The sequence below is a fragment of the Pseudomonadota bacterium genome, from assembly GCA_030860485.1.
GTDB lineage: Bacteria > Pseudomonadota > Gammaproteobacteria > JACCXJ01 > JACCXJ01 > JACCXJ01.
Genome location: JALZID010000041.1, coordinates 18,543 through 28,686 on the forward strand (window position 1 = coordinate 18,543; position 10,144 = coordinate 28,686).

Annotated in this window: 9 protein-coding genes and 2 pseudogenes; 9 read left to right on the plus strand and 2 right to left on the minus strand. The window is 59.6% G+C overall.

All coding sequences use genetic code 11. The annotated features are described in order from the left end of the window. Window positions 1-148 precede the first annotated feature (148 nt). The 3 genes and pseudogenes from M3461_02035 to M3461_02045 all read left to right on the plus strand — a co-directional run bounded on the left by M3461_02035 (window position 149) and on the right by M3461_02045 (window position 3,055). Window positions 149-442 carry a hypothetical protein gene (locus tag M3461_02035; GenBank protein ID MDQ3773228.1) on the plus strand — a complete coding sequence of 98 codons (294 nt, stop codon included), beginning with the start codon at window positions 149-151 and terminating at the stop codon, window positions 440-442. A 385-nt stretch (window positions 443-827) separates the two neighbouring features. Continuing rightward, the gene (locus M3461_02040) at window positions 828-1,058 is read left to right on the plus strand and encodes a hypothetical protein (GenBank protein ID MDQ3773229.1); all 231 of its coding nucleotides are present in this window, start codon (window positions 828-830) and stop codon (window positions 1,056-1,058) included. Window positions 1,059-1,066: 8 nt separating this feature from the next. Continuing rightward, window positions 1,067-3,055: pseudogene (locus M3461_02045) on the plus strand (HAMP domain-containing protein). A 482-nt stretch (window positions 3,056-3,537) separates the two neighbouring features. On the opposite strand, the gene M3461_02050 reads toward M3461_02045, so the two are convergent. Beyond that, a complete protein-coding gene (locus M3461_02050; protein MDQ3773230.1) occupies window positions 3,538-3,819 on the minus strand; it encodes a hypothetical protein in 282 nt (93 codons plus the stop codon). A 1,068-nt stretch (window positions 3,820-4,887) separates the two neighbouring features. On the opposite strand from M3461_02050, the gene M3461_02055 reads away from it, so the two are divergent. The 6 genes and pseudogenes from M3461_02055 to M3461_02080 all read left to right on the plus strand — a co-directional run bounded on the left by M3461_02055 (window position 4,888) and on the right by M3461_02080 (window position 9,858). Further along, the gene (locus M3461_02055; GenBank protein ID MDQ3773231.1) at window positions 4,888-5,901 is read left to right on the plus strand and encodes an LbtU family siderophore porin; all 1,014 of its coding nucleotides are present in this window, start codon (window positions 4,888-4,890) and stop codon (window positions 5,899-5,901) included. 929 nt (window positions 5,902-6,830) lie between these two features. Continuing rightward, window positions 6,831-7,487 (plus strand): pyridoxamine 5'-phosphate oxidase family protein, encoded by a 657-nt coding sequence (locus M3461_02060; protein ID MDQ3773232.1) that lies wholly within the window; start codon window positions 6,831-6,833, stop codon window positions 7,485-7,487. Window positions 7,488-7,641: 154 nt separating this feature from the next. Next, a pseudogene (locus tag M3461_02065) lies at window positions 7,642-7,746 on the plus strand (ATPase). A 46-nt stretch (window positions 7,747-7,792) separates the two neighbouring features. After that, on the plus strand, window positions 7,793-8,251 hold the full coding sequence (locus tag M3461_02070; GenBank protein ID MDQ3773233.1) for an SRPBCC domain-containing protein: 459 nt from the start codon (window positions 7,793-7,795) through the stop codon (window positions 8,249-8,251). A gap of 61 nt (window positions 8,252-8,312) precedes the next feature. Next, window positions 8,313-8,834, plus strand: coding sequence for an N-acetyltransferase family protein (locus M3461_02075; protein ID MDQ3773234.1), 522 nt, complete (start codon window positions 8,313-8,315; stop codon window positions 8,832-8,834). Window positions 8,835-9,201: 367 nt separating this feature from the next. After that, window positions 9,202-9,858, plus strand: a complete 657-nt coding sequence (locus tag M3461_02080; GenBank protein MDQ3773235.1) for a hypothetical protein — start codon at window positions 9,202-9,204, stop codon at window positions 9,856-9,858. A 68-nt stretch (window positions 9,859-9,926) separates the two neighbouring features. Here M3461_02080 and M3461_02085 read toward each other — a convergent pair. Beyond that, a partial coding sequence (locus M3461_02085) for a group II intron reverse transcriptase/maturase (protein ID MDQ3773236.1) occupies window positions 9,927-10,144 on the minus strand: 218 nt, incomplete at its 5' end.

Here is a 10,144-nt window from a genome sequence, read left to right on the forward strand (position 1 = left end):
TCGAGGAATTGCTCGATGAAAGCGTCTATGCCCTTGGATTCGATAAGTCCTCCAGCTCTCATAGCGGCAGGAATACGGGTAAGGTGCCGGCCGGCAGACCCAGGCTTTCGGGGCCTTGACGTAGGCATGCAAACAGGAGACGTTTGAGGTGCGTGATCTTCCCCGAGCCGGGATCGCCCAGGATGACGACTGCACGGCGCTTGCGCCTCTTGACGTCCTGAAACGCACCTATCAGTGGAATGTCCGGCCAACCTTCTGCTCTCAGTTTCGCTTCGGCGTCACCGGCATCGGCGAAGACGCTGTCGCCGCTACCGCGCAAGTCAACGATAGCCTGCAAAGGTACGTACAGCTCTTAGAGATCGATGGAGACACGCAACTTGGTCTTGAAACCGGCGAGGAAGATGCGCCCGTGCAGCGATTCCACCGCTTGGCTAGCGGTTGATTTCCTGCAAGGCATCCGGGGTATCGGGCTTTTCCGTATCTCCTGGTGTTGGTGGGACCCCGAGACTTGTCCGACCACTCAAAGCAAATCCGCCACTGGTCGCTGATCCTGATGCTGTACTGCAGAGGCGCTCGATTTGGCTCGCGACGTTCCGGCCCGATGTCATCCGTCGACAGGCGATGCCGAGGTTAAGCCGGTGCGGTCCGCCGTTCTTGAGCAGTTGCTCACACTTCGATGAGCCATGGATGGACGCTGAGCAGTGCAGGTCCTAAACTGCAATGACAACTCCCCGTGTGACAACTTGTTACCTTCCCACCGAAGAACACCTCTGCGTCATCACGGAATGACGGAATGCAGTAGTCCCTGTCGTCGATAGGAGCGAGTCATGCGAAAGAGCGATGTAGCTACCGCAAACGTTTCGGTCAGTGAGCTCCCCGGGCCCGGATCGGCGATCGGCGTGCGGAGCGTCTTGTTTGCGATGCAGGCGGTGCGCGCCGGCGACTTCTCGGTGCGCCTGCCGGGCGATCGCAACGGGTTCGAAGGCAAGTATTGCGACACCTTTAATGACATCGTCAGGCGCAGGTGCGCGGGGTCGGTGGCGTGTGGAACGAGCTGACCGAGAGCGTGAATTCGATGGCGAGCAACCTCACCGCGCAGGTGCGCAACATCGCCGATGTGACCATCGCGGTGGCGAGCGGCGACCTCTCGCGCAAGATCACCGTGGACGTGCGTGGCGAGATCCTGCAGCTCAAGGAAGCCATCAACACCATGGTGGATCAGTTGCGCACCTTCGCCTCCGAGGTCACGCGCGTGGCGCGCGAAGTAGGCACCGACGGTCGTCTGGGCGGTCAGGCGGTGGTGCCCGGCGTGGCCGGTACCTGGAAGGACTTGACCGACTCCGTGAACGCGATGGCGACGAGCCTCACGTCGCAGGTGCGCAACATCGCCGAGGTAACCAACGCGGTCGCCCGCGGCGACCTGTCGCGCAAGATCACGGTAGACGTGAAGGGCGAGATCCTGGAGCTCAAGAACACCATCAACACGATGGTGGACCAGTTGAACGCTTTTGCCGGCGAGGTGACGCGCGTCGCGCGCGAGGTGGGCACCGATGGCAAGCTCGGCGGTCAGGCACAGGTGCCGGGTGTGGCCGGTACGTGGAAGGACCTGACCGACAACGTGAATTTGATGGCCGGTAATCTGACCGATCAGGTGCGCAACATCGCCGAGGTGACGACCGCCGTGGCGCGCGGCGACCTATCGCGCAAGATCACGGTCGACGTGCGCGGCGAGATCTTGCAGTTGAAGGACACCATCAACACGATGGGTGGACCAGTTGAATGGGTTCGCCTCCGAAGTGACGCGGGTCGCGCGCGAGGTGGGGACCGAAGGTAAGCTCGGCGGCCAGGCCCGGGTGCTGGGCGTGGCGGGAACGTGGAAAGACCTGACCGACAACGTCAACAACATGGCCAACAACCTGACCGCGCAGGTGCGCAACATCGCCGACGTGACCATTGCGGTGGCGAGCGGCGATCTGTCGCGCAAGATCACGGTGACGTGCGCGGTGAGATCTTGCAGTTGAAGGAAGCCATCAACACGATGGTGGACCGGTTGAACGCCTTCGCCTCGGAAGTCACGCGCGTGGCGCGTGAAGTGGGCACGGAAGGCAAGCTCGGCGGTCAGGCGCAGGTGCCCGGCGTCGGCGGCACCTGGAAGGATCTGACCGACAACGTGAACTTCATGGCCAGCAACCTCACCGCTCAGGTGCGCAACATCGCCGAGGTCACCACCGCCGTAGCACGCGGCGACCTGTCTCGCAAGATCACGGTGAATGTCAGCGGTGAAATCCTGGAGCTCAAAAACACCATCAACACGATGGTGGACCAGTTGAACGCCTTCGCCGGTGAAGTGACGCGCGTGGCGCGCGAAGTGGGCACCGAAGGCAAGCTCGGCGGCCAGGCGCAGGTGCCGGGTGTGGCCGGCACCTGGAAGGACTTGACCGACAACGTCAACTTCATGGCCAGCAACCTGACGGCACAGGTGCGCAACATCGCAGAGGTGGCCACTGCCATCGCCGGCGGCGACCTCTCGAAGAAGATCACGGTGGATGTGCGCGGCGAGATCCTGCTGCTCAAGGAGACGCTGAACACCATGGTCGAGCAGCTCCGATCCTTCGCCGCCGAGGTGACAAGAGTCGCACGCGAGGTCGGCACCGAAGGCAGGCTCGGCGGCCAGGCCGTGGTGCCTGGTGTGGCCGGAACCTGGAAGGACCTCACCGACAACGTCAACCTGCTCGCGGCGAATCTCACCACCCAGGTGCGTGCCGAGGTAACCACCGCGGTGGCACGCGGCGATCTGTCCCGCAAGATCACGGTGGACGTGAAGGGCGAGATCCTTGAGCTCAAGAACACCATCAACACGATGGTGGACCAGTTGAACGCGTTCGCCGCCGAGGTGACGCGTGTGGCCCGCGAGGTCGGCACCGAAGGCAAGCTCGGCGGTCAGGCGCAGGTGCCGGGGGTTGCCGGTACCTGGAAGGACCTGACCGACAACGTGAACGTGATGGCCGCCAACCTCACCGAGCAGGTGCGCGGCATCGTGAAGGTCGTTACCGCGACGTCCAAACGGCGCACGGCGGACGAGAAGCCTTGGAGCTCGCTGAACGCTTCCTACCGGAGATGGTGCTGCTCGATATCGGCATGCCGGAAATGGACGGCTATGAAGTTGCGCGTTCGATCCGAGCGCAACCCTGGGGTGCGGATATGCTGCTGGTCGCGCAGACCGGCTGGGGCCAGGAGGAAGACCGCCGGCGCACGCGGGAGGCCGGCTTCGACGCGCATATGACCAAACCATTGGATCACTCCCGGCTCATAAGCTTGATGGCGCAGTTGCCGGCGCCGCCGCGGCCGGCCGGCATCGCTGCCGGCTAACACCCCCACCCTCGCCCTTGTCCGTAGGGGAGGGACCGGAAACTGACTCCCCCGCTACCGGGAGAGGATGGGCGTCAGGGGATCGAGATCAATTACCGGACCGTGAAGCAGTTCTCGATCGCCGTGTTGTTGCCGCTGGCGGTTCGGGCGATGATCTCGAACTTAAACTCATTGCCCAGGGCGATGGTCCGATGGGTGGAACTCTGTCACCGTGGGCGGAAGGTCAACGCTGAGCTTGACGCCCTCCCGCTCGACGAAAAACTGGTATCGGACGATCTCGACGCGTCCCGATTTGCCGATCTCGGGATGCGACTGGGTCACCGGATCCCAGTCGATGATGACGGGCTCGCTGACCGACGGGAGCGGGACCGCGTCGCAGTTCGCCGCCGCCGGAACGCCCGACACCGTGATGTTACCTACCGGGGCCGCCAGCACCTGGCTCAGCACCACCCTGGAGCACCGCTCCTGTAAGGCTCCTGGCCCTAATGTCGTAACCCCCCTCGGGGAACCGGCGGAAGAACGTTGCGGGATCCAGCTCGGCGAACTTCGGCTCGGCGCTCTCAAAAAACAACTGGGTCAGGCCCTGGCGTGCCAAGCGTCCTTTGGGTCTGACTTGGAGTATCGTGTGCTCTTTCGGGTCCGTGATCGTAAGCCTCGAATAGGCCCCGCCATCGATCGAAGAGTGGATGCCCCGGTCTCCGTCGGTGTTATTGACCTCTAGCTAGAGCTCCGCCTCGGAGAATTCGGCGGCCCCGACCGCCGGCGGGCTACTAGCGACTCCCAGGGGAAGGGTGGCCATCGCCATGGGAAGAACGGTAATGCCAACGTCTTTTCGTGATCATTGTGAGTGCTCCTGTCGTCATCAATCAAAGATGCTCGGGTTGGCCGGCGGCCGGCCACCACGGCTGGGTGGTGCTCGTGCCGCTGGTGTCCGGGATTTCTACGCGGCGAGGGATGACAGGTCCATTGGCGGTATGCACTAGGAGGAATCGCCCCCCTTTCATGGGTCTCTGCACCCCTTGGCGGGATGACGTAGGCGGGTCGTCCCGCCCGCGTCGGACCGTGCTTCGCGACACCTTGGCCCGGCGGTGGCGTGCCCCTGTGCGTGGACGCATCCTCCTATCTCCCCGCCTGTGGAGTGGCAGCGGCGGCTCGTAGCGCATCGACCGATTCGGCGCCTATTGCATCGGCGAGGGACTCATGCCTGACTCGGGAACCTCAGAAGGCCAAGCGCACGGCCAGGAAAGCCGCATAGCTCCACTCGTCCTGTGCCTGCGCGAAGGCCCGGCCGGCCCGGAACGCCGAGCCGATGAGGTCGAGCTCGAAGCGCTCTAGGCCGAAGAATATCAAGTGCGTTCCGCCATGCCTGTGAATGGGATTGATTGTCGCCGCACAGTGTGTAAACGCAACGCCCTATCGACCGCTCGCGGCGAGCAACACGTCGCGTTAGAGCTTCTTGACTGACGTACGGTCTGCTGCCTTGCTGCGGCAGTCGCAGCGCTAACGTCTCCGGATTTCGTGATTGCGGAGGAGGAAAGTGTCCGTTACACGACCCGCGAAGAAAGACGGGATGCAGGGGTCAAGCATGAGATAACGGATTGGCTCACAGCATCAGGCCTGCTCGAGTTTGAAGGTATTTTCCAAAGTTTCAGCCTGTCCCATAGCTCGTCCCATCCCCAAGAGGATGATTTTACCAAGACGTTGCAGCTAGGGCTTGAAATATCTCCGTTGTCCTGGATGCGAGGAGAGTTGATCTACGAATATGATCACGATGACGAATCAAACAAGCAAACGACTGATGAAGCGATCCTTGCACTCGAAGGCGGCGATTTCGAACTAGAACTGGGAAAACTATTCGTGCCGTTCGGAGAATACTTCAGCCATTTCGTGAGTGGCCCTCTGTTAGAGTTTGGAGAGACTCGGACTCACGACTGGGGAGTGACTCTTTCGTACGGACCTCATGATCGGCTGGATCTAGCCGCGTTTGTATACGAAGGCCGGGCGAGAAAGGCGGGATCGAACGCGGGATACTGGGACTGGGGATTTGCTGTGGAGGCCTCGCCGTTTGAATCCAGTGCGTTTGGCATGAGCTACTTATCTGATCTGGCAGATTCGCAGGAACGTCTCTTGACAGACAGCAGTGATCGGTATGAGACGCGTGTTGATGCATTGAGCGCCTACGTGGTCTTCGGGTTCGATCGGTGTGAACTGACAGCCGAGTTTGTTGCGGCGCTAGATTCATTCAAGGAATTTGGCCCGGACAAAGATCAGCCTAGCGCCTGGAATGTCGAACTTGCATCCTTTCCGAGGGCTGATGTCCAGTTGGCTCTGCGACTGGAGGGAAGTAGCGAGCTCGAAGGCGCACCGCGATATCAAGGTGGAATAGCCCTCGGCTGGCGATTTACTAACATTTCTAGTGTTACGCTCGAATCCCTTCTCGGCGCATTCAAGCGGGGTTTGGCGGAGGATTCGAGAGAACGGGATCTGGATAAAGTTCATCAGATCGGCGCGCAGCTCAGTATAGAGCTCTAAATGTAAATTAAGCGGGGGAATCTGAAAGCAAGACTGCCAAGCCTTGCCTCATGCGCGTCGACTGCGGGAACTGGAGCGTTACCATGAGTCCCGGGCTCGCATCTTCCAACAGTAATTCGTGCACCTCCGCCCCGTGTCGTCCCCGAACACGCCGGGTACCGCGGGGGAAGCGGTCGGCGTTCTGCCCCTCCTGATGCCCGTGGATACCCCCACGCGCTTGCCCGACGCGGCTTGAAGAACCGTCGGCACCGGTGCCGACTCCGATCTCGTCCCCGTGGACGAAGCCCCCTGCCCCGCCCACGACGTCGGCGCGGCCCGGGTCATCGTCCGTACGGACGGATACGTTGTCGGGATGGGCGGAAACGAAGGATGCCCGTGGGGGAATGAAGGATCATCGCGGGGGGACGACGTCCACACGGGCGCCGACATCGGCGGTTCGCGTCCGCACGACGATTCCGTCGAGCGATCCGCCGGCGGCGTGCGCAGGCGCTCGAGCGAGAATCGATGTAGGGGTTAACCGTGCTTCTCGCGGCCTGACCCGCCTAACCCAAACAAGAGGAACCTCCCACACCTATCTCATGCGCGGCCTTCCGGAAGGCCGGGTGACGCGATGCGGCCGCTGGTCTTTCCGAGTGGGCGGCAGTTGATGTAGCGCGGGTTAGACGCGCTGTTCGCGTCGTAACCCGCCGAACGTACTAGACCCCGACGCCGTCCAGCGGGCTGCGCACCCCGCCCAGAACTTCGGATCCGCCCCGGGGACACCGGACAGGTCTGTACCCATCGCCACACCTCCTTGTTAGCACGAGCCAATCAGTTGATCTATACTTGGGTCGAAGCCGACGCTACACAGAATCCAGATCCAGCGCAATTAGGCGGATTCTGCCTAATCAACTGTTAGAGTTATGGCTGTCACTGTTAGGAGAGCAAACATGAGCGAATTTTTCGATGACCATCACCGCGCGGTGCAAGATCGTTTTGAGACGCGCGCGTTGGCCGATCGCGTAGCTACGATTACGGTACACAGGGAAATTCAGGAGTCCGACAAGCTCTTCATCGAAAGCCGGGACATGTTTTTCCTCGCTTCCGTCGATGAACATGGTCAACCTACGTGCTCTTACAAAGGCGGCGAACCAGGATTCATTAAAGTCTTGGACACCAAAAGCATTGCCTTCCCGAGCTACGATGGCAATGGCATGTTCCTATCGATGGGCAACATAAAGGCTACAGCCAAAATCGGCATGCTGTTCCTCGATTTGGAGAAACCCAATCGCTTGAGGCTTCACGGCACCGCTTCTTTCATGGAAGGAGATCCACTCACAAAAGCGTACTCTGGCGCGGATTTAATCGTGCGTGTTGCGGTCTCAGATATCTTTGTTAATTGTCCGCGCTATATACACCGTTACCAAAAAGTAGCCAGCTCACATTACGTGCCGAAACCCGCCTGCGAAACGCCGTTCGCGCAATGGAAGCGTATCGATGCGCTACAGGATGTGCTGCCATCCCGGGATCAGGGTAAAGCCGAGAACGCGGGTGGTGTCATCACAAACGACGACTACGCCGCTAAAGTGATGGCTGGAGAAGGCTGAGCGTGGCTTCGAGCGGAAAAAGCACCGAATGGCAACTTTATGGGGGCCTAGTCAACTTTACTCTCCAACTTTTCGCTCAACCCGGACGCGCATAAACCGCGCGCCGGTTAGCTTTACGTTAGTTGCCTAAAACATGCAGGAACGAGGTGCCCAATTGAAAATCACTATCGAAACCCTCGTGAAGGCCGATTTGAATACGGTCTGGGCTGCATGGAACAACCCGGAGGACATCAAGCAATGGAACGCAGCCTCGGACGACTGAGGCATCAGATCAAAGTATTTCGCAGCCATGCAGGAAACAAATCATGAACAGCGTTGTCGCTAGCGTGGAAATGTTGATCCGCAAACCACCGAAAGGCGTCTTTGATGCGTTCGTGGAGCCGCGCACCATCGAGAAATTCTGGCTCAATAGCGCAAACGGGCCACTCGCCAAAGATGCGATTGTCGAGTGGGTGTTCATGGTCCAAGGCGCGCGTGAGACCGTTACGGTAACCGAGTTCTTCGCAAACCAAGCCATTGCTTTTACGTGGTCTGACGGCATCGCCGTCAAGATGAAATTTGACCCGCAAGACGAGAGCAGCACCAGAGTCTCGGTAACTGCAACTGGATTCAAGGGCACGGATGCATCATCGCAAGCCGTGAACGCTACGGAGGGGTTCACAATTGTTCTGTGTGACTTGAAGAGTCTTCTTGAGACTGGGCGGTCCGGCAACATGGTGCGTGACAAAGCCGTTCTTATCACCGCAGACAAGGCTGATGCCTAACAATAAGCCGAAGCCGCTTCGCGGCTCGGCTTAATTCAGCGTTAGCCGTCAGGAGAAATCATTGCACTTCGTCACATGCACATACGAAGCTCACGCCGGTGCAATCCTCGAAATATTCAACGAGGCCATCGCCAACTCGACCGCGCTATACGACTACAAACCGCGTTCGTCTGAAAGCATGGTCGGCTGGTTCAAGACCAAAGAGACCAGTCGCTTCCCTGTCATTGGCGTCATCAGCGAGGCGGGCCAACTCATGGGCCTTGCAAGTTACGACACGTTTCGGGCTTGGCCCGCGTACAAGTACTCAGTCGAGCACTCGGTCTATGTACATAAAGACCATCGGGGTAAGGGCCTTGGCCTTGCGCTCATGCGACAGCTCATCACCGCTGCCGCCGAGCATCAGTATCACGTCATGGTAGATGGCATCGACGTCGCAAACTCAGGCAGCATTGCACTCCACGAAAAGCTGGGGTTCGTACATTCTGGCACTATCAAACACGCAGGGTTCAAGTTCGGGCGGTGGCTTGATCGTGGCTTCTATCAGCTACTGCTCGAAACGCCGGCACGACCTGTTGACGGCTAACAATTCATTCAAGCCGAAGCCGCTTCGCGGCTCCCTTAATTCAGGCGTTAACCTGTAATGCAACAGGACCGCTCCGTGCCAATGCTAGATCCGACAGTCGCAGTTGTCTGTGGCGGACCGTCAGCCGAAGCTGACGTGTCACGCGTGTCAGGACAAGGTGTCGCTGATGCCCTTCTGACCACATATGCGAAGACAGTTCTTATCGAGCTCGACACCAACATCGCTGACGCTCTGAAACGGAAAGGCGTGAACGTAGTATTTCCCGTGCTGCACGGTCCCCCTGGCGAGGATGGGACGTTTCAGGGGTTTCTCGACATCCTTGACTTACCGTAATGTCGGAAGCGGTGTGCATGCGAGCGCATGTGCCATGGATAAGATCGTCGCCAAGTATCTATTCCGTGATGCTGGCCTTCCAGTCGCTCGGGACATAATCGTGTATCGGCACGATGGGAGCCGGGTGGCAGCGCGCCAAGTGGTAAACCGGAACGGTTTGAATATAGTGGTTAAGCTATCCCGGCAGGGTTCTGCGCTGGGAGTTGCTTTCCCGAAAGACATCGCAGAACTCGAAAAGGCTCTTGATGACGCGTTTTTGTACGATGAAAGAGCCCTAGTTGAGGAACTCATCGAGGGCAAAGAGATCACTGTAGGGCTCTTTGAGCAGATTGATCTCGAGGCGTTCCCTGTCATTGAAGTCCGCACGCCCCCGGGTTCGTGGTACGACTACGAACACCGATATACGCCGGGATTCAGCGAACACATCATTCCAGCCGACCTTCCGGAAGGTCAGTACCGACGCACCCAGGAGCTTGCTAAGCTGGCGCATAGCGCTCTCGGCTGCCGTGATCTGTCGCATGTTGATTTCGTTGTTCCGGAAAATGGCGAGCCCATTGCGCTCGAGGTGAACACTCTGCCAGGTATGACGCCGACGAGCTTGTATCCTGATGCCGCCAAGGCCGCAGGTCTGTCGTTCGAGGCACTGGTTGCGCTTCTGATCGAGCGCGCACTGCGACGAGGTGTAGGCTAATCGGGTAGCCGGGGGCGTTTGGCCCCCGGCCCCCACACCACCTAGCATGCGGGTCCGCACTAGGCGGTTCACAAAAGTGGAGCACACGATGCTTGGCGGACGGCGGACCAGTGCGAACGAGCGAAGGTAGGAAAGTCTTCCAGGGTCATCCCGTCACTGCCGGGCGCCCCTTTGTTGGCTTTCACGCGCTTCCATGCCCGACGCATATTCGCGGGGTCCATCATCCGCCCCATCAGGTCATCGTGCAAGGCTGGCTGCGTGAATACACGCCGCGCCTCGGCTCCCC

Bases quoted from the DNA above. Each gene is read 5' to 3' on its own strand.
- M3461_02040 (MDQ3773229.1), top strand. From the start codon at position 828: ATGCGAAAGAGCGATGTAGCTACCGCAAACGTTTCGGTCAGTGAGCTC.
- M3461_02080 (MDQ3773235.1), top strand. From the start codon at position 9,202: ATGGATAAGATCGTCGCCAAGTATCTATTCCGTGATGCTGGCCTTCCA.
- M3461_02070 (MDQ3773233.1), top strand. From the start codon at position 7,793: ATGAACAGCGTTGTCGCTAGCGTGGAAATGTTGATCCGCAAACCACCG.
- M3461_02060 (MDQ3773232.1), top strand. From the start codon at position 6,831: ATGAGCGAATTTTTCGATGACCATCACCGCGCGGTGCAAGATCGTTTT.